Source organism: Paenibacillus lycopersici, assembly GCF_010119935.1.
In the GTDB taxonomy this organism is placed as follows: Bacteria; Bacillota; Bacilli; order Paenibacillales; family Paenibacillaceae; genus Paenibacillus_Z; species Paenibacillus_Z lycopersici.
Genome location: NZ_CP048209.1, coordinates 1,363,729 through 1,388,616, shown reverse-complemented (window position 1 = coordinate 1,388,616; position 24,888 = coordinate 1,363,729). Strand labels below are relative to the sequence as shown.

Genomic DNA, 24,888 nt, shown 5'->3' with positions numbered 1-24,888 from the left:
GTTGAAAGACATTTTTTGACACCGTTCGACCGCGCCGGGAACGCGGCGGCATGCGGCTGCCGCATGCCTAATTCTGGTTCGCCCGAAAGTTGTACAACTAAGGCGAATCTATCTATACTATTGATAGAACCCTCATCGTCGTTCTTGTTCATAATCAGCCGTAATTTAGGAGGCAAGCAAGCTTGTGAAGAAATCAGTCCTGATTCCCGTCGTTGTTCTCGGCATCTCGATCGGTGCCTACTTCATAGCGACCCAAACGACCGTCTTGCAGGATGCGTTCGACAAATTCGGTCATTCCGCTGCCGCGAATGGCGGAACCGGCTCGAACTCCGACGCGTCCGGTGCGGCCGGCGGAGACGGTTCGGGCGCCGGCATTGCAGGCGCAGGTAACGACGCTCCCGCGCAGACGGGAGGCGGCGGCGGCAAGAAGCCGTCCAAGCCGGCGACGGCCTCGGCCCGATCGGAGCTCCAGCAGTTCCTGTACGACAATGCCGCGTCCCGCACGACCATTCAGCGCGAGGGCACATCCTACGTCGCGAACGACAAAGACCAGCTGGACACCGTCAAGAAAACCATCGCATACGTTACGAATCCAACCAGCACCCTAGTGCTCGTCAACAAGAAACGCGAGCTCGATTCCGGTTACGTGCCCCCCGATCTCGTCAAAGCGCCGGTCGAGTTCTCCTTCTCCGGCGACAGCCCGAAGCAGCAAATGCGCAAGGTCGCGGCCGAGGCGCTCGGTAAGCTGTTCGCCGGCGCCAAGGAGGACGGCATTGAATTGAAAGCCGTCTCCGGCTACCGCTCGTACGCGTCGCAGCAATCGATCTTCAACGCCTACGCGAAGACGCACGGCGCGAAGGAGGCGAACACGTTCAGCGCCCATCCCGGCCAAAGCGAGCACCAAACCGGCCTTGCGATGGACGTCTCCAGCTCAAGCGTCCACTACGGCCTGGAGCAAAGCTACGGCGGCACCAAGGAAGGCAAGTGGCTGGCCGCGCACGCCGCGGAATACGGTTTCATCATCCGCTACGAGAAGGAGCATGAGGACGAGACCGGCTACATGTACGAGCCGTGGCATCTCCGCTACGTCGGCGTTACCGTCGCCAAGGAGATCGCGCAGCTTGGCCTGACGCTGGAAGCATACTTGGCCCGCTTCTAACCCTGCCCGCGACCGTCCCGATGGGCGTTCGGGCCCGCGAGATGTCGTACTCGTACCCGCGACGCTGCATTCGGGATCGCGAAGCTGCATTCAGGCCCGCGGCACGGCGTTCGGGCCCGCACCGTCGAATCCGTTCCCGCGATGTCGTATGCGTGCCTGCGATGCCGCATCCGTTCCCGCGACGCCGCATCGTGGGCGACGCAGCACCCGTGCCCGCGCCGCCGCATCCGTTCCCGTGCGGCCAATGCCCGAGAAGGGCAGCCTCCTGGGTTAGCGGACATACGATCCGTTATGTTGCCGAAATCAGCATATTGGAGTTAGCGATCGGACACAGGATTCGCTATTGCCTCCGATATGCATCGTCTATCCGTCTTTCGGGCGAAATAGCGGATCTCCTGTCCGCCAGCGCACGAGAAATCCATGCAGGCCTGCCAATAGCGGATCTCCTGTCCGTTTCCTTGCTAGATCCGGTGCTACCGCTGCATAGCCGGCAATAGCAATGAAACGCTCGGGACAGAACGGTATCGGCGGGCGGACGATCGCCGGCGGAACGACCGCGCAGTCGCACGAGGGCGCACGAGGGCAACGGTGCAAGCGATCCAGCGCCCGCTTGCTTCATCAAGACAATGCAAGGAGGCCGTCCCGATGCCATGGGACGGCCTCCTGCTGTTTTGCGATACGGCTACTCCGGCCGGTTCGTTTCGATCCAGAGCACGCGCTTCGTCTTCAGGCCGGCCAGCGCCGATTCCGCGGCCGTCTGTTCCGACTGCAGCCTGTTCACGATCGTTCGGACCTGATGGATCGCTTCCAGCGTCTGATCCTGCGCGTTCTTGATCCGCTTCTGCACGACCCAGTCGACGATCAGGCCGTCGAACCAGTAATCCCCGAACTTCAACAGGCCGCTGATATCGACCTGAATATCGACGGTTCGTTCCAGATCGGCCAGCTCGTCCCGAAAGCTGCGCATCAAGTGATTGGCGTCGCTGATCGCGGCCTTGGCATCGTCGATATGCTCATGCTTGATATGCGTGCTGATCATTCCGCCGCCGCCCCACATATCCCAATTGCCCCAGTTCTCCGCCTTCTCGAGGCTGCGCGAAGCGCCTTCCAGCGATGCCATGACCCGACGGCCGGCCGTCAGGGCTTCCCGGATTTCCTTGACCAGAATCGTCCGGTCGGCGATTTCCGTATCCATCGCGGCCAGCTCGCCGGCATAGGCGCGGGAATGGCGCAGCTCTTCCTCCCGCTCCCGCAGCAGCCGCTCGTACTCCCATTCCGCGTTGCCGCAGGCCGCAAGCTCATCGCCGAGGCTGACGCTCTCCGCCTTCATCCTTGCCGCCGCGTCCTTCGCTTCTTGCAGCTTCAAAGCGGCGGCCAGCGCCTGCTGGCGTTCCAGCTCCAATTGTTCGTCCTTGCTGCGCAGCAGCGTATGGAACAAGTTGGCGATCGACATGCGGGTCAGCTTGTCGACGTCCGCCTGCTCCGCCTCCAGTTCTACCTCCAGCTTGACGATGAGCCTTTCGTTCTCGTTGATCCGCCCGCGCAGCTGTTCCTGCCGCCGCAGCGCCTTCTCCAAGCGATGCTTGCGTTCCTTTGCTTCCGCCAATCGGTCGACCGTCGTGTCCGTCATGCGCCGTCGCCATCCTTCCAAGGGTAATGTCATCTGTTTATACGCGGGAGAAGCGGCATCGATGCGGCGATTTGCACAAAAAAGACCGATCTCCCAGTAAATTCCTGAAAGATCGGCCGTTCCGCAGGCTGTACATGGCACCCCGTAATAGCGCGTTCGCTGCCCGAACGGACCGGATCTGCCCGACGGATGCCTTACAGCTTGCGGAACAAGTCCCTGAACACGCTGTCCCGGTGAATATGGTCCACGTAGCGGATGAAATGGCGCGAATTGTCGATGCTCCAGCGGAAATCCTCCGACAGCACGGGGCTGTGCACGAGCGAGCTCGACAGCCAGCTCTCGTTGTTCAAATAGGCGATCGTCGAGATGTCCCAGATGACGCGGGAATACGCGTAGTGGTCGTCGCAGCAGTCGCGGAACGTCTCGTACAAATATTGGCCGATGGCGCCCTTCTCTTTGACATGCGTCTCGATCTCGGACAGCGTCGTCAGCAGATGGGACGTGACGCCCATGACCGGAATGAGCACAAGCGGTACGCCGCTGTTCAGGATCACGCGCGACGCGTGCAGATCCTGGGCGAGGTTGAACTCGCGCGCATCCCGCCAGTGCAGGGCATGGCCGCCCAGCCAAACGACGACGATGCGCTCGATGATGCGCGGCTCCATCAGAATCGCGGACGCCACGTTCGTGATCGCGCCGATGGCCACGACGTACAGCGGGTCGTCCTCGGACGAGGCCATCGCCCGCTCCACGAGATCGCGCGCCGCCGCGCTCTCGACCGGCGTTTCCGCGCCGGGAAGGTAGCTCTCCGAGCCGCGGTGGACCGGGATGCCGGCCATCTCCGGCAGGAGGGAGCGGATCTTCAGCAGCTCGTTGTAGCTCTTCTCCATGCCGTCCTTCGGCCCTGTCGACAGGTCGTTATAGAACGGCGCCGCGTAGAACGCTTCGATCGTCATGTTCTCCGGCGACTTGAGCGCGTAGATGACGGCGAATTGATCGTCGATTTCGTTGAACGTGTCGGTGTCCAGCACCATGCGTACCTTGCGCTTCGGGTGCGCGAGACGCTGCACCATTTTCTGCTCTGGAATGACCGGGAAGTTGATCATGATTGTTCATTTCCTCCTCATGCGAATCGGTTCTTGTATAACGCCCACTAATCTTTTATGATTTGGTTATTGCCTTGTCGGCGCCTGTTTATGGCACATGCTCATTTTACAATGACCGCTTCGCAGGGTTGTATTATCAAATGGCTGAATGTTTATATGATATGGCTATGATCGCCATGAAGGGGGAAGAGCGCATGCACGCGCAGATGGATTTTCTGTTTCAAACGGTGCGTCCGGCCAATTCCTACATGCCGATGCATGCGCATACGTGCTGCGAGCTCGTCTACTACAATCTGGGTGCAGGCTCGACCTGCATCGAGGACGGTTCGCATGCGTACGGGCCGGGGACGTACGCCATCATGGCCGCCGGTACGCTGCATGACGAGCGGCGGCTGGAGGACACCGACGTCGTCTGCGTCGGCTTCCGCCTGACGGGCATCGACGCGCGGCTTCAGGAAGGGCTGTTCGAGGATGCGTCGGACAAGCCGATCCAGCAGCTGCTTCGGACAATGCTCGCCGAAATGCAGGAGCAGCGGCCGTATTACGCCGACAAATTGAATTATTTGCTCAGCATGATCGTCATCGAGCATCGGCGGAACGCCGATGTTAACGCTTTCAAAGAATCGGCCGATCATTTGCACTACGCGCGGGCATTCATCGACGAGAATTTCAATCAGAAGATTACGGTGGAGGAACTGGCGGAGATGGTGGGGTACAGCTATCATCATTTCAGGCATTTGTTCAAAACGAAATTCGGCCGTTCGCCGATCGCTTACCTGCTGAATAAACGCATTCAGCGGGCAAGCCATCTGCTGCTGCACAGCACGCTGTCCGTGACCGCCATCGCGGAGGAATGCGGCTTCTCGAACGACGCGCAGTTCAGCACCTTGTTCAAACGGGAGACGGGTGAGCCGCCCCGGCTGTTCCGGCAGGGTGCGGTCAGTCGAACACCGGCGGACCGGCCTTCACCATGAACGGCTGTCCGTTGGCGTAGTAATGCGTTTCCCGGTATACCTTGAAGGCGACTTCGACTTCCTGGATGCCCGTCTGCAGCAAGTAATCCGTAATGGCGTTGGCTACGCCGTCCTGAACGTCGCGCGGGCGGTCGAACCAGGCTACCTCGACGAAAGGAAACGTCGGAACGATCGCTCCGTCCAAAATCGAAGTCGTCGTGAGGCAGTCGATCGTGAAATTATCTCTGCTGCACCGGCAAATTTGCGCCAATTCGTCAATGAGCGCCGTGCTGATTTTCATAACTTCCGTGACGTTGACGCCTCGCATCGTTAGTTGGGGCATAGCTGTACACTCCTTTTTACTCGTATTCGCGATACTGTTCTTCCTCGGCGATATTTTGCAGGTCCTGTCCGTTGATCACGATGATCGCATAATCCGGGACCGCTTCGGCATGCCTGCGCGCAAGCTCAAGCATGAACCGCGGCGAGCCCTCTTGTTCCTCGTCGTACAGGAGCAGCAGCCCTTCCGTGTTGTCCAGCAGAAACCGGTCGCGCGCCTTGAACTGCCAGGGACCCGCGTATTTCTGCTTGGTGACGCTGTTCACGTAATCCGCGCCGGCAAGAATGGCGCCGTATACCGCCTTCTTCTGCTCGCTCCAGTTCTCTTCCTGTTCCAGGAAGGGCGTAATGACCGCCAAGCGCAACGAACCATATTCAGCTCTAAGCTCCAGCGCGACTTCTGCAGCCCACAGCTCAACACCCCATTGTCCGCTTACGATCACCCATTCCAGGCCTTCTTCGACGAACGCCTGCAGCCGCTGCTTGAGCGCCTTCTTGATGATGGCCACGCCCGGATGCTTGTCGGAGAAGATGCCGAGCTCGGAAGCTTTGTACCCGGTAACCAAAACCTGCTTCATGGCTTCATTGCTCCTTGTTCGCGCGTCGCTGTCGACTCTGCATAATAAGCGTAGCATAAATAAAGAGCGCCGGACAACTCGCCCTCTCCGAGCGGGTGTCCGGCATGCATGAACGGCGGCCGCGTGACGGCTTCCGTCCTTTACGCTTCCATTCCTTTCGGATAATGCTCCTTCGGCTCCCGAATGACGGAACCGCCGTCCAGCCGCACGTACGTCGCGAAATCCCGTTCGCCCTGCGTCAGCTGAATGACGCGCGCTCCGCGCGGGAAGCCTTCGCGGCCGTACGTCTGGAAGCCGGTCGCCCGGCCGTAGCACAGCCGGATATCGTGCAGGGCGCCCCAGTAGTCGTTCACGTGATCGTGGCCGCAGAACGTGCCGACGACATCGCCCATCTCCAGCATGGCGGCGAACAGGCCCGAATTGACCGGCGCGCAGGCGACGCCCTCATGCTTGCTGCCGAAGCAGAGCTCCTTCTTCCATACCCGCTTGTATTCCGGCAGCGGAATATGGAAGAAGGCCAGCGAAGGCAGCGGCTCCCCGCCGTTCGCGGCCGCAGCCGCCTTGGACTGCGCGATATACCACGCGATCTGGTCGCGTTGGATCCATTGGTAGCCCGTGAGCAGCGGCAGCTCGGAGTAGCTTCCGCTGTCCAGCAGATAGAGCGCGTTCGCCGGCTTGCCCGTCTCGGGATCGCGCACGTACAGCACGGCATTGCCTTCGCCGCTCAATTCCGGCGGTCCCGCCTCGCTCACGCAGAAGCGGTGCTCCAGCTGCACGTCCATCAGCTCGCGGCGCGTCACATGCCGCTCCGTGTCGTGGTTGCCGAACACCGCCGCCCACGGAATGCCCCGCTCGTCGACGGCCTTGACGGCGTCCCGGAACGATTGCTTCGCGTCGCGGCAATGCTCGCTGTAGATCACGTCGCCCGTGATCAGGACGAGATCGGGCGCTTCCGCATCCAGCACCTGCTCCATCAGCTTACGGGTCAGAAGATCGTCCGGCTCGCCGTTCTGCCAGTGCAGATCCGTGAATTGCACGATCGTAAACGTACCGTCCTTGCGGTAATACAAAGATTTGTTCATGTCCATCATGAGAACCGCTTCCCCTCCGGCAATTTGACTGCATATGCTGCTTCATCAATATGTTAGGATTGCTATCGATTTCAGGTATGTCGTGCTTTCGCGCGGTTACAACGATTCCACGCCCGCTTCCAGTCCGGATACGCCTTCGATCGCCGCCAGCGAGACGATGATGTCCTCGAACCGCTTGCCCGGCCCGAGCTTCAGCTGCAGCCGGACGATCAGCATGTCGGCGCGATCCGCCAGTTCCGATTGCTCGTTCTCCACGATGATCTTGTTCATGCCGACGCCGAACCGGTGCAGCTCCGCCACGACCTTGCTCAAGCTCGCGGAGTCCTTGCTGACGCGCAGCACCACGTCCCGCTTCCGCTTCGTGACCGAGAACTTCTTCTCCAGCTTGTTCAGCACGAAGAGACTCACCACGACGAGCAGCGTCAATACCGCGGCGCCGTAATAGAAGCCCGCGCCGACCGTCAAGCCGATCGCCGCCACCACCCATAAGGAAGCCGCCGTCGTCAGGCCGGACACGGTAATGCCCGTGCGCAAGATCGTCCCCGCGCCGAGGAACCCGATGCCGCTGATGACTTGCGCCGCGAGCCGCGCCGGATCGAGCCGGACGTTCGGATCCGACGAGAATTCCGCGAACCCGTACATGGACAGCAGCACGATCGCGGCGGAGCCCAGGCAGACGAGGATATGCGTCCGGAACCCCGCCGAATGCCCGCCGAGCTCGCGCTCGAGCCCGATCAGACCGCCGAGCGCCAGCGCCAGAACCAAGCGGAGCGTCAACTCCCAATAACCGATATGCCAGATGCTCGGATCATACACTTGCGCTGCCGACGTTGCCATGCCGCTCACGTTCCTTCTCTTGAAGTGGGCGCGAAAGCCGGACCGCCTCCGCATTCGCCCGTTGCTTATCTATACGCTGGAGCAGCCTGACATCATACAGGCCGATGAAAAAAGCCGCGGTCCCGGGCTTCGCACGCTGCCCGGCCGCTGCGGCCGTCTCGGCTTCAGGACCGCTTCGCCTGCGCCTCGAACCAGTCGTAGCCGAAGCCGACGTGATCGGGGCGGTGCGAATCGGAACCGTAGACGAGTGGAATGCCCCGCTCCTTGCAGGCGGCGAAGAACCATTCCGGCACATAGGGCTTGCCGCAGGTAGGCACGCGCAAGCCTGCCGTGTTGACGTCGATGCCGACGCCGCCCTTCGCAAGCAGCGGCAGGATGCCCTCCAGCCGGCGCTTCATCTGCGCCTCGTCGATCGGGGGCAGCTTCAGCGCGAATTTCTCGATCAGATTGATGTGCCCGATCCGCTTGCGCATCGGCAAACCCGACGCCCACTCGATCGCGGCCTCCACATGGTTATAATATTCGTCGACGACGCGCTCCATCGTACCGTAATAGGCAAGCAGGTTGTCCGCGAAATCCTCCGGCGTGAAATCGATGCAGCGCATCCCTCCGCGGCCAGGCAAGTAATGCACGGAATAGACGACGTCCTCCAGCTGTTTCTGGTACCGGTCCACGATGGCTTCCGTGTAACTCAGCGCGCCCTGCAAATAATCAAGCTCGAGCCCTGCGCCGATTTCGATTTGCCCCTCGTATTTCCGTTTAAGATTAGATACATACTCCATATAAAGCGGCAGTTCCGCTTCCGGCATCGCCAGCTCCGCCATCAGCTTCCCGTCCGGCACCCAGCCGTCCGGAAGCGGCGGATGCTCCGTGATGGAATAACGCTGGAACCCCAGCCCGATCGCGCGGTCGATGTAGGCTTCCGACTCCGCGTCGCTGCCGTGATAGCAAAATTTCGTATGTGTATGTCCGTCCCATTTCAGTTGTAGCGACAAAGGGTTCCCTCCCGATAATCCTTTCGCGCGAAACGCAGAAAAGTCGAATTTAGTCCAAGTATATCATCAAATCAAGTCTATTCAACGTTTTGCTCGCCAATCTACTCGAACATCCGCTAATCGATATCTGCTATAATGATTTCTGGCCTGATCGGCTTTACCAAAAACTTGCATATAATTGACTTCCTTAAATTGGAGAGAGAGGTTCATTCATGATTAGCCGATTTAAACGATTGTTAATAGGACGGCCGATGAAGAGCGCCGAACTGGAAGGCGAGAGGCTGAGCAAGCTGAAGGCGCTGGCCGTGCTGTCCTCGGATGCCTTGTCGTCGGTCGCGTACGGCACGGAGCAAATTCTTATCGTGCTGATGGCTGCCGGATTCGCGGCTGTATGGTACTCCATTCCGATCTCGGTCGCCGTCCTGGGCCTGCTGCTTATCCTCATTCTATCGTATCGGCAAACGATCTTCGCGTACCCGAAAGGCGGCGGCGCCTATATCGTCGCCAAAGACAACCTGGGTCTCCCGACGGGCCTGCTTGCCGGCGGATCGCTGCTCGTCGATTATATTCTGACGGTCGCGGTCAGCACGTCGTCCGGTACGGACGCCATCACGTCGGCGTTCCCGGGGCTGCACGAGTATACCGTGCCCATCGCGATCGTCATGATCGTCTTCCTGACCGTGATGAACTTGCGGGGGATCGGCGAATCCGCGTCCATCCTCGCGTTCCCCGTCTACTTATTCGTAACGGCCGTGATCGTGCTGATTGTCGCCGGGGTCGTCAAAGTCATCTTGCATGGACCGCATTCCGATATCCCGGAGCTCGGGACGGCCGTGTCCGATATCAGCCTGTTCCTGCTGCTGAAAGCATTCAGCTCGGGATGCTCCGCGCTCACCGGCGTCGAAGCCGTCTCCAACGCCATTCCGAACTTCAAGAAGCCGGAGGTGCGCAACGCGGCGATGACGCTCGTCATGATGGGTCTTATCCTCGGCGTCATGTTCATCGGCATCTCCCTGCTGGCGTACTGGTACGGCATCGCGCCGGACCCCAAGGAGACCGTCGTCTCGCAAATTACCGACGCCACCTTCGGCCGGGGCATCATCTATTACGCCATTCAAGGGATTACGGCCTTGATCCTGTTCCTGGCCGCGAACACCGCCTACGCGGCATTCCCGCTGCTCGCCTTCATGCTGGCGAAGGACAAATACATGCCGCATGCGTTCATGGTGCGCGGCGACCGGCTCGGTTTCTCGAACGGGATTATTTTCCTCGGGGTCCTCTCGGCCCTGCTCGTCATCTTGTTCCACGGCGACACGACGAATATGATCCCGCTCTATGCGGTCGGCGTCTTCATTCCGTTCACGCTTTCGCAGCTCGGCATGATGGTGCGCTGGATCCGGCTTAAGCCGCAGAACTGGATATTCGGCTTGATCGTCAATACGATCGGCATGCTGACAACGCTCTGCATTTCGCTGATCTTTATTTTCACGAAGTTTACGCAAATCTGGATGGTCTTCATCTTCCTGCCGCTCGTCATCTTCATCTTCTACAAGATCCATCAGCATTACATGAACACCGCCGACGAGCTCCGGATCAGCATCGACAAGGAGAAGCCCCTGATCAAGGGCAGCACGATCGTCGTTCCCGTCGCCGGCATTACGAAGGTCGTCATGCATTCCATCAGCTACGCGAAGTCGCTGACGGACAACGTCGTCGCCGTCTACGTCGGCTTCGACGAGGAAGAGATCGAGCGGCTGGAGAAGAAATGGGAAGAATGGAATCCCGGCGTGCGCCTGATCGTCCTGCGTTCCAGCTACCGCAGCATCATCCGTCCGATCGTCCGTTTCATCGAGACGGTGGAATGGAAGACGCAGGAGACGGATCACATCACGGTGCTGATTCCGCAGTTCATTACGAAGCATTGGTGGCACAACTTCCTGCACAACCAATCCAGCCTGCTGCTCCGCGCGTACCTGATCAACCAGAAGGACGTCGTCGTGGCAACGGTTCCGTATCACTTGATGCGATAGGCCGCTCCAAGCGGCGGCAAGCCATAGAAGCGGCAGCGAGCACTCCCGGACGGGGGTGCTCGTCGTCGTTCGTACAGGCCGGGACGGCGAAGATGCCGGGTTCGGGAGGCGTCCTTCATCCACGCCTGCTGCTTTATCCAAACTTTGGAAGGCATGCTATGTCCGGCTGCCGCATATCGGTTACAATGGAAGCCATTCGACTACGTTACAGCCGAAAAGAGAGATGATCATGGAAGCCATCACGTTCAAAGCCTTTGCCGTCGCGAATGAGATCGACCTGAACAAAATCGCGATTCATTGCGGGATACCGAAGAAGTTTACATGGGAAGAACCGCTTGTTCTGAAGGAGGACATTCTATCCGCCATCCTTCACCGCAGCGCGGGCCAATCGCTGCAGGTGCTCGTCTTCTCCTTCGGCAGCGTCGTATTCGTCAATCATACCCGGCAAGGCGAAATCGACAGCATGCTGTATTTCCTCAAACAATTCGAGCCGGACATCGAGCTCCTGCAAGCGAGCCTGTATACGGACGATTACAGCCTGCACCGCGAAGAGACGGACACGCTCCAATGGACCGACGAATACGTCATCGTCCCGGAGTACGAGGCGTTCTACCCGGAACTGATCGCCACCGTGTTGGCGAAGTCCGTCGCGCTCGAGAAGATCGAGGAACAGCTGGGCAAGATCCACGACAAGCTTGAATATATGATCGAGCGGTTCGAGAAAGGCCGGCTCCGCATCGGCAACAAAGAGCTGGCGAAGACGACCGCGGCCATCGTGCGCCATGAATACAACTCCCTCGGATCGATCATGATTCTGGATAAGCCCGATATTACGTGGGCCAACAGCAGCGCAGGCATGTTCTACGATAAAATGCTGGAATTCTTCGAGCTGAACGACCGGCATACGATCATGAAAAACAAAACGGAAGTGCTCTATCGCATCATGGAAGGGTTCTCGACAATCAGCCATTCCAACCGGGGCTTATTCGTCGAGTGGATCGTCGTCATCCTGATCGTGATCGAGGTCGTGCTGTCGCTTCTGGAGATCGCGGGAATCGCGTAGCCGCGCGGCTCTGCGAATGGCATGAACGGTATGCCCGCCATGGCCGCCTTGTACAGCATGCATGGCATGACAGTCAAGAATGCCTTGTACGACATGAACGGCATGACGGTCAAGAACGCCGTCTGTCATGGCTGCTTGAACGCGATGTGCCGGACGCCGCGAAGCGCCGGACGCCGCGATGTGCCGGACGCCGCGAAGCCCTCTCCAGTTCCGGAGGGGGCTTCACGATTGTTGAGAACGATATAAGCGGCTTCGAGCAGACTCGCGACAGCCTGCGCCCTGGAACACGAACGGATCCTGTTGCCGTTTCGCCGGCCGGCATGGACTGCTGGTACCGTTTCGAACCAACCGGCCGGCTGGTTCACGGTGCGTTCGCCGATGCAAGGATGCGGACAGGAGATCCGTTATACGCTACTTTATCACGTGTTTTCATGTGCTGGCGGACAGGAGATCCGTTAAATCGGCTAACTAGCCTGTTTTCGATGTCATTCGGGGACTTTAACGGATCCTCTGTCCGTTCGCTGCCCCAAAAGCCCGATTTCGCTCAAATAACGGATCCTCTGTCCGCGAATCCGCGAATCTTAGAGGGGGATCCAGGACCCTTTCCTTTCCATGCATGCTACATAGGCGGTGTCGAACTTTCTAGACAGCCTGAAGCCCCCTCCGATTCCGGAGGGGGCTTCGCTTGTATCCGCTCAGCTTCGGCTCAGCCGCTGCGCGTCGATGACGCGCACCCGATGGCCGGTTTCCTCATGCACCAGATACGGATCCCGCACGTGGTCGATGAACAGAGCCCCGTTCAAGTGATCGATCTCATGCTGCATGCAGACGGCCATGAACCCCTCCGCTTCCAGCACCGCCGTCTCTCCGCCGCGGGTGAGCGTGCGCACCTTGACGGCCTGGGCCCGTTTCACCGTCCCCCGGTAGCCGGGGTACGACAAGCAAGCTTCCGCTACGGTCTGCTCGCCGGACGCTTCGATGATCTCCGGATTGATCAGCTCGATCAGCCCCTCGCCGCAATCCATGACGACGACCCGGCGCAGAATCCCGATCTGGGGAGCCGCCAGCCCCGCCCGTCCTTCCGCCGCGTACAGCGTATCGGCCATATCGTTCAACAGCTTGACGGTTCTCGGGCCGATCTCCTCGACCGGCTTGGCGATCTTGCGCAGAAGCGGATCGCCGAACGGAAGGATGATTTTCTCCGCCATGTTCACATTCCTCTCCCTATTGTCCGCCGTTCGCATGCTTCGGCGTATGCACCCACAAGTCGCCCGGCGCGCAGGCAAGCGCCGTGCAGAGCGCGTCCATCGTCTCGGCCTTGATCTGTTTCGGCGGCGCGTTCAGCAAGGCGCTGATCGACGGCGCGGACAGCTCGTAGCCGGCCTTCTCCCTCAGCAGCCGGGCAAGCCCGGCGCCGGTCCAAATCCCCCGATCCGCCATCACTTGACGCAGCATCCAGGCCAGCATGCGCAGTCCCCCTTCGAAATTAGGTGCAGCCTTATAATATTAAGCAATAACTAATATATCATCCGTTAGCACGCAGAGCAACGGTCTCGCTGTACAGCCGCTGCCCAGCATAAATGCCTATCGATTGGTCATACTAGAAAAAAAATCCAAGGAGGGAATCAACGTGAGCTTCCGCTCGGCAATGCTTCCCCGCAAACAGCAATCGCCGCCGGCTTTCATAAACAGCGAACCGATGCCTCCGTTATCGAACCGGGCGGCGGATAACGCCGATGCCATCCGGACGCTGCTCGGCAATCCGTCCGACCTGTCGGTCCGCTCGTTCGCCGTCGGCGCGAACAAGCATCCGTGCATCCTGATCTGCGTGGATGGCCTTGTCGACAAGACGATGGTCAACGATCAGATCTTGAAGCCGATGATGCTGCGCTTCGAAGACGCCGAAACGCCCGAACCGGACGAATTGGCGGCGATGCTGGAGCAAGAGGTGCTCTCCGTGACGGACGTCGAAGCGGCAGTGTCCATGGACGATGTCGTGCTCGGCATTATGTCGGGCAGCGCGGCCTTGTTCGTCGACGGCACTGCCGGCGTCATCGTGCTCGACTGCAAAGGCTGGAAGAGCCGCTCGGTCGACGAGCCGCAGACCGAATCGATTATTCGCGGCCCGAGGGAAGGCTTCACCGAGAATCTCCGCACCAACACCGCGCTCGTCCGGCGCATTCTGCGGGACAGCCGCTTGCGGTTCGATTCGATTAAGATCGGGCGGCGTTCCAAGCGGGACGTGGTGCTCATGTACATGGACGGCATCGTCAATCCGAAGCTGAAGGCGGAAGCGATCCGGCGCCTTAAATCTATCGACGTCGACGACATCTCGGGCTCGGGAACGGTCGAGCAATTCATCTCGGACAGCTTCCTGTCCCCGTTCCCGCTCTTCATCAACAGCGAACGGCCGGACAAAGTAACCGGCGGCCTGCTGCAGGGGCGTATGTCGATCCTGGTCGACGGCGACCCGTTCGCGCTCATATTCCCGGTCACGTTCTCGTCCAATATTCAATCGCCGGAGGATTTCTACCAGCACTGGCTGATCGCCTCGGCCACCCGATTGCTTCGCATGATGTCCGCGTTCATCGCGACGTTCCTGCCGGCCCTCTACATCGCCTTGCTCGAATACCATCACGGCATGATTCCGTCGTCGCTCGCTTTCTCGATCGCCGGCGCGCGCGAAGGGGTCCCGTTCCCGGCCGTCGTGGAAGCGTTCATGATGGAGGGTACGCTGGAGCTGCTGCGCGAGGCGGGCATCCGGCTGCCCAAGCCGATCGGCCAGACGATCGGCATCGTCGGCGGTCTCGTCATCGGCGAAGCGGCGGTAGCCGCGGGGTTCGTCAGTCCGGTCATGGTCATCGTCGTCGCCGTCACGGCCATCGCCTCGTTCTTGTTCCCGTCCTACTCCTTCGCGATCGCGCTTCGGCTCCTGCGTTTCGCGATCATGCTCTCGGCTGCGTTCTTCGGCTTGTACGGCATCATTCTGGCCTACATCGTCATCAACATCCATATGGTCAACTTGAACAGCTTCGGCGTTCCGTATACCGCTCCGTTCGCTCCGTTCTACAAGGGGGATTGGATCGACCTGATCGTCCGCTCGCCGGCGACGATGCTTAATGAACGTCCGGTAATCGTCGATCCCCTGGACATAACCCGCGAGGACGTCAAACACGACGGTGATGCCAATGAAATGGTTTGACTACGGCAACGACCGGATCGGCATGATCGAGCTGACCGCAAGCGTTACCTCGATCGTGGTCGGGGTCGGCGTGCTGACGCTGCCGCGGCTCCTTGCCACCGATACGCAATCGTCGGACGGATGGATATCGCTCGTCGTCGCCGGTATGCTTGCGATGGTCACGGGGTGGATACTGGCCAACTATTGCAAGCTGCTGCACGACAAGGGCTTCTACGCTTTCAATGCCAAGCTGGTGACCAAGCCCGTGGCCGCGCTGGTGACCAGCATCATCGTCATCTACTTCCTGTTGTATGCCGCCTACGAGGTCAGGTCGATCGCCACGATATCCAAGCAATACTTGTTCGATCGGACGCCCATCGAGTACATTGCGCTTGCCTTCCTGCTCGTGACCGCGTATGCGGCCGCCGGGTCGAGGGAAGGCATTATCCGGCTCAATCTGCTCTTCCTGCCGTTCGTAATCGTGATCGCGCTGGCCGTGCTGATCTTCAGCGTCGGCATCTTCAATTACCATGACCTGAAGCCGTTCATGGTGAGCGATTGGCGGGGACTTGCCGCCGGCACGAAGGACTGCGTCTTCTCCTTGCTCGGCTTCGAGGCCGTCCTGTTCTACGCCACGATGATCAAGAAGCCGTCATCGGCGCCCAAGGCGGTCGCGATCGGCATCGCGATCCCGGTGCTGTTCTATTTGGCGCTCTACATCATCTGCGTCGGCGTGTTCACGCGGCCCGCGCTCAAGGAAATCATGTATCCGGCCGTGGAGCTGGCGAAGGAAGCGGAAATTCCCGGCGAATTCTTCGAACGATTCGAGTCGTTGTTCTTCGTCATCTGGATCATGACCATCTTCAATACCACCTGCATGGCGATGGACGTATCCGTGCACGCGCTCGCTTCCATGCTGCCCAAGATCAGCCGCATCCGCTGGGTGATCATGCTTAATCCGGTCATTTTCTTGATCTGCATGCTGCCGGAAGATACGGATCAAATCAGCAAACTCGGCGACATCATCAGCTACTCGGGTCTGACGTTCGGTATCGGGGTCCCTCTTCTTCTATACGTCTACGCCCTGCTGCGAGGAAGGAAAGCGAACGCATGAAAGGATTCCAGACCGTAATTCGTTTCTTCGCCTGCGCAGCCCTCCTGCTCGCGCTGACCGGATGCTGGGACCGCGTCGAGATCGACAAGCGTGGCTTCGTCGTCGGCGTCGCGCTCGATACCGCCGAGCAAACCGGGAGCAGCGAGAAAGAAGATGTCCCCGGGACGAAAATCCGCGGAACGTTCCAATTCATCGTGCCTTCGGGGCTCAAATCCTCCTCCGGTTCGGCGGGGTCGGGATCGGCGGGCGCTAGACGGAGCTACTTCAATCTGGCCGTCGAGGAAAGCAATATGGCCGCTCTGACGGCCATGCTGTCGAGCCGGACGAGCCGCTCGCCCTATTACGAACATCTGAAGCTCATCATCATCTCCAAGGCGATCGCGAGCAATGACTCCATGTTCTCCGACGTGCTCGATTTCTTCCTGCGCGGCAAGGAAATGCGACGGGACATGCATGTCCTGGTCACGGACGGCAAGGCCAGCGATTTGATGCGCGTCACGTCGCTGAACGAGAACTACCCGGTCTCGTACATCGAATCGACCATCTCCAACACCGACGAGACGAGCTATATCCTCCCGTCGTCGCGGCTCGGCGACGTTCACGAGCATCTTCTGAAGCCGGAAAGCTTCACGATCCAGCGCGTCCGATTAAGCGGCGGGAGCATCACGCTGACGGGAGCCGCCTTGTTCGACGGCAGCGAGCACAAGATGATCGGCACGTTGAACGGGGAGAACACGCAAGGGCTCAATTTCTTGATGGGACAGGTGAAGGGCGGCATTCTCGAGACGGCTTTCAAAAACACGTCGATCGCAATCGCGGTCGAGGACGCCTCGCGTAAAATCAAGCTGGCCGGCGACGACGGGGAACGCTTGAAATTCACCGTCAAGATTTCGTGCGACGGCACGCTCATTAAATCGACGCTCAACACGGATCTGCTCGACAAAGCCCAAACCGGCACGCTGGAGAAGCTCTTCGAGTCCGAAATCGAGAAAATCGCGCAAAAGACGATCCGCACGCTTCAGCAGAAGTACAAGAAAGACGCGATGGGGCTCGGCAGCTTCATGTACCAGAATCATTACCGCAAGTGGAAGCGGTTCTCCGCGGAGTGGGAGACAGGCCGCAGCCTGTTCGCCAAGGCGGATATCGAAGTGAAGGCGAACGTGAAGCTGCGGCGTATCGGAGACATCAACAGAGCCGAGGAGGAGTAATCCGCGTGTGGGAAAAAGCGATCAGTTTCCTCCCTTCCGTGAAAACGATCATCTGCGCTGTCCTGTCATGGGCGATTCCAATGCTCGTCTATACCGTCAATCAACGGCTGCACCGTGCCGGCGATCCGCCTTGGAGACATGCCGAGGCCACTCAGGGCGCCGTTCAGGAATCTCCGCAAGGATCTTCACAAGGATCTTCTCAAAGCGCTTCGCAAAGCTCTTCATCTGGAGCCTCTCAAGGCGCTTCGCAAAGCGCTTCACCCGGAGCCTCTCAAGGCGCAACGCAAAGCTCTTCACCTGGAGCCTCTCAAGGCGCAACGCAAAGCTCTTCACCTGGAGCCTCTCAAGGCGCAACGCAAAGCTCTTCCACTTCCGACAGCGGCCGGCAGCAAGGCGCAAGCCGCTCGGACGCCGGCGGGGAAGCGAATGCGGCGGCGGGCGAACAGCCCTGAAGGCAGCCGAAAGCCGAAACGCCGATCGGGTTGCACGGCCGTTTCGTTCCGGTATACTAGGTCTAGGAAAGAACAAGACGGGAGTGATCGGGATGGATCGGGAACGGGTGTTCACGGGCTCGCCCTGGGAGCCGCTCGTCGGCTATTGCCGCGCGATCCGCGCGGGCAATCGCATCGAGGTGGCGGGCACGACGGCGATGAAGGACGGCGAGGTCGTCGGCGTCGGCGATCCGTACGAGCAGGCGAAGTTCGCGCTGCAAACGATTGAGCGGGCGTTGCGGGAGCTGGGCGCCGAGATGTCGCATGTCGTGCGAACGCGCATGTTCGTCACGGACATCTCCCGGTGGGAAGAGATCGGCCGGGCGCACGGCGAATTCTTCAAGGAGATCCGGCCAGCGGCGACGATGGTGGAGGTCCGGGCGCTGATCGATCCGCGGCTGCTGGTGGAAATCGAAGCGGAAGCGATCGTGGAGTAGCGTCGTTACCAGGAGCCATGAATGAATAAAAGCCTGCCCTTTTGCTTTCTCAGGGCAGGCTTTTTGCCGTAAAGGAATGCTTAAGTGGCAGAAGACATGCTTGCCGGCGTTAGTCCGCACGCAGCCTGCAAGCATGCCCGCTATACCGGCAGCTCGATCCACGTATAAGGCTTATCCGCCGCCAGCCGTCCGTATTCGAGAATCGTCATGATCGCGATCGTCTCGGCAGGATCGACCGGAGAGACGCCGGTATCGAAGAACGCGGCCAGCCGCTGTACGAACGCCTGGAAGTAATCCGCTTCCGCCTTCAGGAGGCCGGTGGCGCCCGACTCGTACTTGACCGTCAGGCCGAACGGACAGTCCCAGCCGTAATGGCGGATCTCCGCCTGCCTGCCGTCCGCGAATCCGATCAGCAGCGCGGGAGCGGCGGGCGTGCCGATGTACATGACGCGGCTCGCTTCGCCGCCCATCAGCGCGACGATCGGCTCGACCTGATGGATCGCATAATTGTCGTACAAGCCGGGTCCGACGCTGCCGATGACCGCAATGCCCTCCCGCTGTGCTGCCGCGTATTCCGGCGCGTAACGCAGCGCGGAGGTGGAGAACATCGGCGTCCCGTGCTCCCGCGCAAGGTCGAACAGCGCGATCGCCGTGCGCCGGTCGGGCGCGAACGTCTTGTCGACGTACGTCGGCTTGCCGGAACGCAGCGGCAGCGCGCACAGCTCCTCGTGAACCTCCGGATGATCGGGCGAGAGAACGATCAGATAATCGCTCTTGTCCACGACCTCCTCGATGGAGCCGAGCAGCCGGATGCCTTTCTTCGCGCACCATTCCGCATTCGTCAGCCCGTTCGCCTTGTCCGTCTTGCCGTAGGCATAGGCAACCTGCATCCTGCCGTTCGAAGCCTGCTCGATCCATGCCGGGTAATGCTCGGCATGCCACTCGTCCAAGAAATAATCAATGAATCCGATTGTTTTCATCCCGTTCATCCGCTCCGCTAGAAACGGATTTCCTCCCCCGTCGCGGCGGATTCATAAATACCGCACAGCATTTTCATCATTTCGACGCCGTCCTCGACCGGACTGAGGGTCGGCTTGACGCCGTTGCATACGTCGACGAAGAAGTCGATTTCATCCTGGAACCCGGCCGTGAAATCGAACGAGCGATTGTTGATCTGCGGAATCATGTTCAGGATCGTGTCGTATTTCTCCGTTACGAAAGTCAGCTCCGGCTCCAGCTCGACGCCGCCCTTCTCCCCGTACAGCTTCACCGTCAGCTCGTCTGCCTTGGCATGCAGCGTGAAGCTGACGTCGACGAAGAGCGAGGCGCCGTTCTCGAAGCGGATAAGCGCATTGGCCATGTCCTCCACCGTATTCCGCTCCGCGTTATAGTCGGACGACTTGTAGTAGGCCAAGTTCCGCACGTTGGCGCGGTTGCCGAGCTTCTTGTACGCGTTGCCGCTGATCGATTTCACTTTGGGCCTGCCCATCAGATACCAGCACAGGTCGATGACGTGCACTCCGACATCGATCAGCGGGCCGCCGCCGGAGCGCTCGATATCGGAGAACCAGCCGCCGGGGTTGCCGAGCTTCCGGATGCAGGACGCCTTGGCGTAATAGATGTCGCCGAACTCGCCGTGATCGGCCATTTCCTTGACGATCCGCGTATTGGCGCTATAGCGCCGGACGAAGCCGACCTGCAGCGTCTTCCCGCTGTGCCGTACCGCCCGCTCCACTTGAAGCGCCTCTTCGACCGTCCGGCACAGCGGCTTCTCGCACAGCACATGCTTGCCCGCTTGAAGCGCGGCGATGCTGATGGCCGCATGGCTGTCGTTCCAGGTGCAGATGCTGACCGCATCGATCTCGGGATCGGCGAGCAGCGCTTCATAGTCCGTATACGCATGCGGGATGCCATGCTTGCCGGCCTTGGCCTGCGCCCGCTCCTCATTCAAGTCGCAGACGGCGACCAGCTCCGCATGCGGATTCTTCTTGTACGACTGCAGGTGCATTTCCGATATCGAGCCTGCGCCGATAACGCCGATACGAATCGTGTTCGTCATAGTGGACACTCCCTGATTTTCGTTAGTCATGCAGCTTGTCATAACGGTCAACGGCTTACACCGGGCGCGACTCCGGCCACGCGAGTTCGACGCCTTCCTGGACGAGCAGCTTCTGGAAGGCGATGAGCTGCTCCTGACGGCTGCGAATATCCCGGGGCTTCAAGCCGTGCTCCAAGCAATAGCAGGCCAGGTAGCCGGCCGTCTCGCCGACGTTCCATTCCACGGGATGAAGCCGGTAGCAGCCGTTCGTAATATGGGTGACGCCGATGTTCTTGCCTGCCGGCAATAAATTGTCGACGCGGACGGGAATCAGGCTGCCGAGCGGAATCTGGAACGGCAGGCTGGAAATGTCGACGTAATGACGCAGCCCCGTGCTCGGATGGAGATCGATCCGATAGCAGCCGATGCCGACCGAATCGACGAAGAGCTCGGCTTCCTCCGTTCCGCGGCATTCCGTGCTGATATGCTGCTCCAGCACGGTGAATTCCGCTTTGATCCGGCGCGACTCGCGAATATAAGGCGCCATGGCCAGCCCGTCCGCGGTGCCGACGACGTCCTTCCGCAGCCGCAGGCCGGGAAAGCCCTCCTTCCCGTCCGGGCGCGGCGCCTCCGTCTGCATCCAGTACAGCAGCGACAAGCTCAGCTGCTTGGCCGCTTCGAGATGGCGCGCTTTCTCCTCCTCGTTCACGTCGATGACGGAGCCGAGCCAATAATCGTTCTGCTGCCAGTTCACGATCGAGATATCGCTGCGGAACGTGCCCGGCGCGAAATTGTGCTTGTCGACGACGCGCCGGTAGCCCATCAACGACATCCAATCCTTGTCGGGGAACAGATCGAAGCGGACCGGCTCCAGCGTCGCGGGCCGGACCCCCGTCCAGCTCAGCAGGCGATCCGGCCAGAAATCCGCCTTGTACGCGCGCCAGAAGTCGTACTGCGCCGGCTTGTCGATCGTATGATTCTCCCCTTCGAGATAATCGATGGCGAAGCAGTACGTGAACGCCTGCATGTCCATCGGCTGCGGATCGCCCTCCAGCGCATGGGGCTCGCCCGTCTGCCGCTGCGACTCCGCGCCGGTGACGTATTCCGCGCCCGCGAGCGGCAGCACGTCGCCGCACTCGGTGGCGTCCAGGAAATACGGCGCCGCAAGCTCCGCGCGTTCCTCCAGATCGAGTCCCCGCACCGTCACCGAGACGACGCGGTCCCCGTCGGTTCGGGCCGATTCGATGCGATGCCGGGTCAGAATCGTCAACCGGCCGCTGTGCACGTACGGCGCCATCATATGATGCAGCACGGCCAGCGCGGTCCGCGGTTCGTGACAAAGGCGGCTTACCCAGCCGTTGCCCGGATTCAGCATGACGTTGGCTCTTGCCTCGGTCGTGAGCGGGAAGTAGTCCCGGTAATACTGCCGCACCCCGTCGCGAAACCGCCGGTAGCTTCTCGTGCAGCCGAACTGCTCGATCCAGGGATGTTCGTCGGGCGGAACGGCCTGGCTCGTCAGCTGGCCGCCGATCCAGGACGTTTCTTCCGTCATGATGACGCTTCTCCCCATCCTCGCCGCCGCCAGCGCCGCCGCGCAGCCGCCGGTCCCGCCGCCGATTATGACAAGATCGGCATGCATCTCCTTGCTCATCGGGCAAGCCTCCTTAAGTTCCGTTATTTCTCCTGGTTCGTGAAATAGATGACCTGCGGACCCGCCGCCCCGCCGGTCAGGCTCATTTCGGACTTGAACGTGCCGCCGTTCGGATTCAGCTTGAAGTTCGTAATGTTCCAGGCGGTCTGGTAGGTCGTGTAGCCGGACTCGAAAATCTTCTTGTTCCACTTGACCACGTAATGCCCGTAGCCGCCCGACGGATTCAGGAACAGGCCGACCTGGCGCGGGTGATGGAAGCTGTTGACGATTTCCGTCTTGAACCGGTACATGACGCCGTAGTTGCCGTTATTGATGACGGGCTTGTTGCCGTCTACCGCATCCCAGCCGTCCTCGTATTCGCCCGGCATGGCGTCGCTCCACTCGCCGTACGCGGCGGAATCGACGCGCAGGTAGGCGTTGCCGAGCGACGTATTGTACTGGATCGTGCCGGTCCGGTCGAAGTGCGGGAACGTGCCGCGCGTATGCGAATCCTCCGGCAGCACGTCGACTTGCTCCGGATGCCCGGGCTGCGCGTCGTAGCTGAGCACGGTCGCCGTCACTTGCGCCGGGGCGTTCTTCTTGCCCGTCACGGCCTCGAATTGCACGATGCCGCTGTTCGTGATGTTGTTCTCCGTCGGCGCGGCCAAGTAGTAGCTCTCGCCCGGAGCGAGCTTAGCGGCCAGGGTGCGCTGATTCTCGGAAGCGATGAAGTCCGCCAGCGCGGATTGTCCGGCGACGTCGACGTAGACGTTCGTGCCGAGACCGTGGCCTTCGAGGTACAGCGAGACCGTGTCCGCGGACGTGTTCGTGATCGCGACGCCCACCGTCAACGTCTGCGGCGCCTCGTTCTGATGATGCCAGAACACGCGGAACTCGCCTTCGGCCGTATCCCGGTAGAATGCGCCCGTGCCGGCGAACGTTTCGGGCGAGTCGCTGAGCAGCAGCTTGCCGCCCGTCCCCGTCAGCTGGGGCTTCTCCAGATGGACGGCCGGCTGCAGGGAGTCGATCGGCACCGTTACCGGCGCCGGGTCCGCTGCGAATGCGGTGCTTGCGCCAAGCAGGCCAAGCGATACGGCGAGCGTCAATTTGCGTTTCATCACTAATCCGCTCCTCTTCGATTCAATTTGGGGATGGCGGGCCGGCGCAGGATGACGGACTATCCTTTCACCGCGCCGACCATCCCGTTAATGAACTGCTTCTGCAAGACAAGGAAGATGACGATGATTGGAATGACGGAGATGATCGTGCCGGCCGCGATATACGGGAAGTTGTACGACAAATTCCCCTGCAAATATTGCAGCGCCGCGGCTAGCGGATACTTCTCCTTGTCGTCGAGAATGATGATGGGCCAGATCATGCTGTTCCAGAACGCCATGAAGTCGAATATGACGACCGTCGCGATCGCGGGGCGAACCATCGGCACCATGATGTTCCAGAAGATCCGAAACTCGCTCGCTCCGTCGATCCGGCCGGAATATTCCATATCGTTCGGAATCGTGATGAACGCCTGCCGCAGCAGGAATATGTTGAACACGCTGACCGCCGAAGGCAGCACGATGCCGAGCACCGTATTGTACAGATGCAGCTTCTGGATGATGATAAAGTTGACGATCATCCCCGCCGCGTTCGGCAGAATCATCGTGCTGACGATGGCGTAGAAAATAAAGTTCCGCGCCGGAAACTTGATGCGCGCGAGCGGATACGCCGTCATCGTGCAGATGATCACGTTCAGCAGAACGCCCATGGCGGTCATAATGACCGTGTTCTTGATGTACGTCCACAGCGGCATAATATGGAACACGTCGCTGAAATTCTTGAAGTTGATCGGCCACGGGATAATCTGCGGCGGGAATTTGTACACGTTCGCGTTCACCTTCAGCGACGTGGACAGCAGCCATAGGAACGGCCCGAGGCACAGCAGCGCCGTGAAGATCAGCAGGACGTACACGATGACCGCCGATACGATTTTGCGCAGACGGAGCGGTCCCTTCTTGAGAGCCTGCGCAGCCTTCGCCCTGCCGGCGCCGCCGGTCGAGACAGCATTACTCATAGTAAGTCAGCCCTCCCTTGCGGGTGTACCGGAACATGAAGACGGAGAACGCCAGAATGATCACCGCCACGACGAGTCCGATCGCGGCCGCGTAGCCGAAGTCGAAGTCCTGGAACGCCACTTTGTACGTGTATACGCTCGTCACGAGCGTGGAGTTGATCGGGTCGCCCTTCGGCCCGTGCATGACGAAGATTTCGTCGAAGACCCGGATCGCGCCCATGACGGACAGCAGCGAGCAGAGCAGCACGAACGGCATCAGCAGCGGAATCGTGATCATGCGGATGACTTGCGCGCGATTGGCGCCGTCGATCCTCGCCGCTTCCTGCAGCTCGCTCGGGATCGATTGCAGCCCGGCCAGGTAGATCATCATGTAATAGCCGAGCCCTTTCCAAATCGTCACGAGCATGACGCCGGCCAGCGCATACTTCGGTTCGACCATGAAGGCGATGTCGTGATGCGTCAGCCCAAGGGTGCGCAGCATGTAGTTCAGGATCCCCTTCTCCTCGTACATCCACTTCCAGGCGATCGCCGCGGCGACCATCGACGTGACGACCGGAATGAAGAAGGCGACGCGGAAGAACCCGACGAGCTTCAGCTTCGTATTGACCAGCACCGCCATCAGAATCGCGAGAATCTGGATGATCGGCACGACGACCACGTAGATGAGCGAGTTCTTCAAGGAAACGTAGAAATCCGGATCGCTGAACGCGCGCTTGAAGTTCGCCAGCCCGATCCATTTCGTCGTATCGAGCGCCGAGTAGTTCGTGAACGCAAGGGGAAGACCGTAGATAATCGGGTAAAAGGTGAACACGAGAAGCAGTATGACGCCGGGCGCGATCATCAAGTACGCGAATCCGGCCCGGCGCGCCTGCGATTTGGACCATTTCGCGGCCATGGCGAATCTCCCTTCCCCTCTATGCGGGGAGAGAGGGTACGC

General features: G+C 60.0%; 25 protein-coding genes. 9 read left to right on the top strand and 16 right to left on the bottom strand.

Annotated elements, in window-relative coordinates; genetic code table 11:
- The first annotated feature begins 184 nt into the window (after positions 1 to 184).
- The gene (locus GXP70_RS05970; protein ID WP_225442679.1) at positions 185 to 1,159 is read left to right on the top strand and encodes a M15 family metallopeptidase; all 975 of its coding nucleotides are present in this window, start codon (positions 185 to 187) and stop codon (positions 1,157 to 1,159) included.
- 682 nt (positions 1,160 to 1,841) lie between these two features.
- On the opposite strand, the gene GXP70_RS05965 is transcribed toward GXP70_RS05970, so the two are convergent.
- Together GXP70_RS05965 and GXP70_RS05960 are read right to left on the bottom strand one after the other, a co-directional pair.
- Complete coding sequence (locus GXP70_RS05965; RefSeq protein WP_162355610.1) at positions 1,842 to 2,789, bottom strand: hypothetical protein; 948 nt, start codon at positions 2,787 to 2,789, stop codon at positions 1,842 to 1,844.
- Positions 2,790 to 2,983: 194 nt separating this feature from the next.
- Entirely contained in the window at positions 2,984 to 3,895 is a 912-nt protein-coding gene (locus GXP70_RS05960) for a nucleoside hydrolase (protein ID WP_162355609.1), read from the bottom strand.
- Positions 3,896 to 4,035: 140 nt separating this feature from the next.
- On the opposite strand from GXP70_RS05960, the gene GXP70_RS05955 reads away from it, so the two are divergent.
- Complete coding sequence (locus GXP70_RS05955) at positions 4,036 to 4,869, top strand: helix-turn-helix domain-containing protein (RefSeq protein ID WP_162355608.1); 834 nt, start codon at positions 4,036 to 4,038, stop codon at positions 4,867 to 4,869.
- Here GXP70_RS05955 and GXP70_RS05950 read toward each other — a convergent pair.
- The 5 genes from GXP70_RS05950 to hisJ form a co-directional block, all read right to left on the bottom strand.
- Positions 4,835 to 5,191, bottom strand: coding sequence for a DUF1904 family protein (locus tag GXP70_RS05950; protein WP_162355607.1), 357 nt, complete (start codon positions 5,189 to 5,191; stop codon positions 4,835 to 4,837). The two genes, GXP70_RS05955 and GXP70_RS05950, sit on opposite strands and share 35 nt — an antisense overlap.
- A 16-nt stretch (positions 5,192 to 5,207) precedes the next feature.
- On the bottom strand, positions 5,208 to 5,765 hold the full coding sequence (locus GXP70_RS05945) for an SLOG family protein (protein WP_162355606.1): 558 nt from the start codon (positions 5,763 to 5,765) through the stop codon (positions 5,208 to 5,210).
- A 140-nt stretch (positions 5,766 to 5,905) separates the two neighbouring features.
- Positions 5,906 to 6,856: a metallophosphoesterase family protein gene (locus GXP70_RS05940; RefSeq protein ID WP_318652413.1), complete on the bottom strand. Its 951-nt coding sequence runs from the start codon at positions 6,854 to 6,856 to the stop codon at positions 5,906 to 5,908.
- A gap of 96 nt (positions 6,857 to 6,952) precedes the next feature.
- Positions 6,953 to 7,693, bottom strand: a complete 741-nt coding sequence (locus GXP70_RS05935; RefSeq protein WP_162355605.1) for an MgtC/SapB family protein — start codon at positions 7,691 to 7,693, stop codon at positions 6,953 to 6,955.
- A 164-nt stretch (positions 7,694 to 7,857) separates the two neighbouring features.
- Entirely contained in the window at positions 7,858 to 8,688 is an 831-nt protein-coding gene (gene hisJ / locus GXP70_RS05930) for a histidinol-phosphatase HisJ (protein ID WP_162355604.1), read from the bottom strand.
- A gap of 212 nt (positions 8,689 to 8,900) precedes the next feature.
- On the opposite strand from hisJ, the gene GXP70_RS05925 reads away from it, so the two are divergent.
- From GXP70_RS05925 to GXP70_RS05915, 3 genes are all read left to right on the top strand, one after another.
- Positions 8,901 to 10,718: an APC family permease gene (locus tag GXP70_RS05925; protein ID WP_162355603.1), complete on the top strand. Its 1,818-nt coding sequence runs from the start codon at positions 8,901 to 8,903 to the stop codon at positions 10,716 to 10,718.
- 229 nt (positions 10,719 to 10,947) lie between these two features.
- The gene (locus tag GXP70_RS05920) at positions 10,948 to 11,781 is read left to right on the top strand and encodes an RMD1 family protein (protein ID WP_162355602.1); all 834 of its coding nucleotides are present in this window, start codon (positions 10,948 to 10,950) and stop codon (positions 11,779 to 11,781) included.
- A gap of 66 nt (positions 11,782 to 11,847) precedes the next feature.
- Positions 11,848 to 12,027, top strand: a complete 180-nt coding sequence (locus GXP70_RS05915) for a hypothetical protein (RefSeq protein ID WP_162355601.1) — start codon at positions 11,848 to 11,850, stop codon at positions 12,025 to 12,027.
- Between the two features lie 449 nt (positions 12,028 to 12,476).
- Here GXP70_RS05915 and def read toward each other — a convergent pair whose 3' ends face one another.
- Both def and GXP70_RS05905 read right to left on the bottom strand, forming a co-directional pair.
- Positions 12,477 to 12,989, bottom strand: coding sequence for a peptide deformylase (gene def, locus GXP70_RS05910; RefSeq protein ID WP_162355600.1), 513 nt, complete (start codon positions 12,987 to 12,989; stop codon positions 12,477 to 12,479).
- A 16-nt stretch (positions 12,990 to 13,005) separates the two neighbouring features.
- Positions 13,006 to 13,248, bottom strand: a complete 243-nt coding sequence (locus GXP70_RS05905) for a helix-turn-helix domain-containing protein (protein WP_162355599.1) — start codon at positions 13,246 to 13,248, stop codon at positions 13,006 to 13,008.
- A gap of 181 nt (positions 13,249 to 13,429) precedes the next feature.
- Between GXP70_RS05905 and GXP70_RS05900 the strand changes: the two genes are divergently transcribed.
- The 3 genes from GXP70_RS05900 to GXP70_RS05890 are packed head-to-tail and all read left to right on the top strand — an operon-like array spanning position 13,430 to position 17,284.
- A complete protein-coding gene (locus GXP70_RS05900) occupies positions 13,430 to 14,983 on the top strand; it encodes a spore germination protein (protein WP_162360315.1) in 1,554 nt (517 codons plus the stop codon).
- On the top strand, positions 14,970 to 16,076 hold the full coding sequence (locus GXP70_RS05895) for a GerAB/ArcD/ProY family transporter (protein ID WP_162355598.1): 1,107 nt from the start codon (positions 14,970 to 14,972) through the stop codon (positions 16,074 to 16,076). Before GXP70_RS05900 ends, GXP70_RS05895 begins: the two co-directional genes overlap by 14 nt.
- Positions 16,073 to 17,284, top strand: coding sequence for a Ger(x)C family spore germination protein (locus tag GXP70_RS05890; protein ID WP_162355597.1), 1,212 nt, complete (start codon positions 16,073 to 16,075; stop codon positions 17,282 to 17,284). The genes GXP70_RS05895 and GXP70_RS05890 overlap by 4 nt, the downstream gene beginning before the upstream one ends.
- A 96-nt stretch (positions 17,285 to 17,380) precedes the next feature.
- Here the strand turns inward: GXP70_RS05890 and GXP70_RS05885 are convergent, their stop codons facing one another.
- Positions 17,381 to 17,617, bottom strand: coding sequence for a hypothetical protein (locus GXP70_RS05885; RefSeq protein ID WP_162355596.1), 237 nt, complete (start codon positions 17,615 to 17,617; stop codon positions 17,381 to 17,383).
- 211 nt (positions 17,618 to 17,828) lie between these two features.
- Between GXP70_RS05885 and GXP70_RS05880 the strand changes: the two genes are divergently transcribed.
- Positions 17,829 to 18,212, top strand: a complete 384-nt coding sequence (locus GXP70_RS05880) for a RidA family protein (protein WP_162355595.1) — start codon at positions 17,829 to 17,831, stop codon at positions 18,210 to 18,212.
- Between the two features lie 140 nt (positions 18,213 to 18,352).
- On the opposite strand, the gene GXP70_RS05875 is transcribed toward GXP70_RS05880, so the two are convergent.
- Genes GXP70_RS05875 through GXP70_RS05850 form a run of 6 tightly spaced genes read right to left on the bottom strand, consistent with a single transcriptional unit; the run spans position 18,353 to position 24,846 of the window.
- Complete coding sequence (locus GXP70_RS05875; RefSeq protein ID WP_162355594.1) at positions 18,353 to 19,192, bottom strand: Gfo/Idh/MocA family oxidoreductase; 840 nt, start codon at positions 19,190 to 19,192, stop codon at positions 18,353 to 18,355.
- A 17-nt stretch (positions 19,193 to 19,209) separates the two neighbouring features.
- Positions 19,210 to 20,271 (bottom strand): Gfo/Idh/MocA family protein, encoded by a 1,062-nt coding sequence (locus GXP70_RS05870; RefSeq protein WP_162355593.1) that lies wholly within the window; start codon positions 20,269 to 20,271, stop codon positions 19,210 to 19,212.
- Positions 20,272 to 20,326: 55 nt separating this feature from the next.
- A complete protein-coding gene (locus GXP70_RS05865) occupies positions 20,327 to 21,901 on the bottom strand; it encodes an FAD-dependent oxidoreductase (protein WP_162355592.1) in 1,575 nt (524 codons plus the stop codon).
- A gap of 23 nt (positions 21,902 to 21,924) precedes the next feature.
- On the bottom strand, positions 21,925 to 22,998 hold the full coding sequence (locus tag GXP70_RS05860) for a hypothetical protein (RefSeq protein WP_162355591.1): 1,074 nt from the start codon (positions 22,996 to 22,998) through the stop codon (positions 21,925 to 21,927).
- Positions 22,999 to 23,057: 59 nt separating this feature from the next.
- On the bottom strand, positions 23,058 to 23,951 hold the full coding sequence (locus GXP70_RS05855; protein ID WP_162355590.1) for a carbohydrate ABC transporter permease: 894 nt from the start codon (positions 23,949 to 23,951) through the stop codon (positions 23,058 to 23,060).
- The gene (locus GXP70_RS05850) at positions 23,944 to 24,846 is read right to left on the bottom strand and encodes a carbohydrate ABC transporter permease (protein WP_162355589.1); all 903 of its coding nucleotides are present in this window, start codon (positions 24,844 to 24,846) and stop codon (positions 23,944 to 23,946) included. Before GXP70_RS05850 ends, GXP70_RS05855 begins: the two co-directional genes overlap by 8 nt.
- Positions 24,847 to 24,888 lie beyond the last annotated feature (42 nt).

Bases quoted from the DNA above. Each gene is read 5' to 3' on its own strand.
- GXP70_RS05965 (WP_162355610.1), bottom strand. From the start codon at position 2,789: ATGACGGACACGACGGTCGACCGATTGGCGGAAGCAAAGGAACGCAAG.
- GXP70_RS05960 (WP_162355609.1), bottom strand. From the start codon at position 3,895: ATGATCAACTTCCCGGTCATTCCAGAGCAGAAAATGGTGCAGCGTCTC.
- GXP70_RS05955 (WP_162355608.1), top strand. From the start codon at position 4,036: ATGGCTGAATGTTTATATGATATGGCTATGATCGCCATGAAGGGGGAA.
- GXP70_RS05950 (WP_162355607.1), bottom strand. From the start codon at position 5,191: ATGCCCCAACTAACGATGCGAGGCGTCAACGTCACGGAAGTTATGAAA.
- GXP70_RS05945 (WP_162355606.1), bottom strand. From the start codon at position 5,765: ATGAAGCAGGTTTTGGTTACCGGGTACAAAGCTTCCGAGCTCGGCATC.
- GXP70_RS05940 (WP_318652413.1), bottom strand. From the start codon at position 6,856: ATGATGGACATGAACAAATCTTTGTATTACCGCAAGGACGGTACGTTT.
- GXP70_RS05935 (WP_162355605.1), bottom strand. From the start codon at position 7,693: ATGGCAACGTCGGCAGCGCAAGTGTATGATCCGAGCATCTGGCATATC.
- GXP70_RS05925 (WP_162355603.1), top strand. From the start codon at position 8,901: ATGATTAGCCGATTTAAACGATTGTTAATAGGACGGCCGATGAAGAGC.
- GXP70_RS05920 (WP_162355602.1), top strand. From the start codon at position 10,948: ATGGAAGCCATCACGTTCAAAGCCTTTGCCGTCGCGAATGAGATCGAC.
- GXP70_RS05915 (WP_162355601.1), top strand. From the start codon at position 11,848: ATGACAGTCAAGAATGCCTTGTACGACATGAACGGCATGACGGTCAAG.
- def (WP_162355600.1), bottom strand. From the start codon at position 12,989: ATGGCGGAGAAAATCATCCTTCCGTTCGGCGATCCGCTTCTGCGCAAG.
- GXP70_RS05905 (WP_162355599.1), bottom strand. From the start codon at position 13,248: ATGCTGGCCTGGATGCTGCGTCAAGTGATGGCGGATCGGGGGATTTGG.
- GXP70_RS05900 (WP_162360315.1), top strand. From the start codon at position 13,430: ATGCTTCCCCGCAAACAGCAATCGCCGCCGGCTTTCATAAACAGCGAA.
- GXP70_RS05895 (WP_162355598.1), top strand. From the start codon at position 14,970: ATGAAATGGTTTGACTACGGCAACGACCGGATCGGCATGATCGAGCTG.
- GXP70_RS05890 (WP_162355597.1), top strand. From the start codon at position 16,073: ATGAAAGGATTCCAGACCGTAATTCGTTTCTTCGCCTGCGCAGCCCTC.
- GXP70_RS05880 (WP_162355595.1), top strand. From the start codon at position 17,829: ATGGATCGGGAACGGGTGTTCACGGGCTCGCCCTGGGAGCCGCTCGTC.
- GXP70_RS05875 (WP_162355594.1), bottom strand. From the start codon at position 19,192: ATGAAAACAATCGGATTCATTGATTATTTCTTGGACGAGTGGCATGCC.
- GXP70_RS05870 (WP_162355593.1), bottom strand. From the start codon at position 20,271: ATGACGAACACGATTCGTATCGGCGTTATCGGCGCAGGCTCGATATCG.
- GXP70_RS05865 (WP_162355592.1), bottom strand. From the start codon at position 21,901: ATGAGCAAGGAGATGCATGCCGATCTTGTCATAATCGGCGGCGGGACC.
- GXP70_RS05860 (WP_162355591.1), bottom strand. From the start codon at position 22,998: ATGAAACGCAAATTGACGCTCGCCGTATCGCTTGGCCTGCTTGGCGCA.
- GXP70_RS05855 (WP_162355590.1), bottom strand. From the start codon at position 23,951: ATGAGTAATGCTGTCTCGACCGGCGGCGCCGGCAGGGCGAAGGCTGCG.
- GXP70_RS05850 (WP_162355589.1), bottom strand. From the start codon at position 24,846: ATGGCCGCGAAATGGTCCAAATCGCAGGCGCGCCGGGCCGGATTCGCG.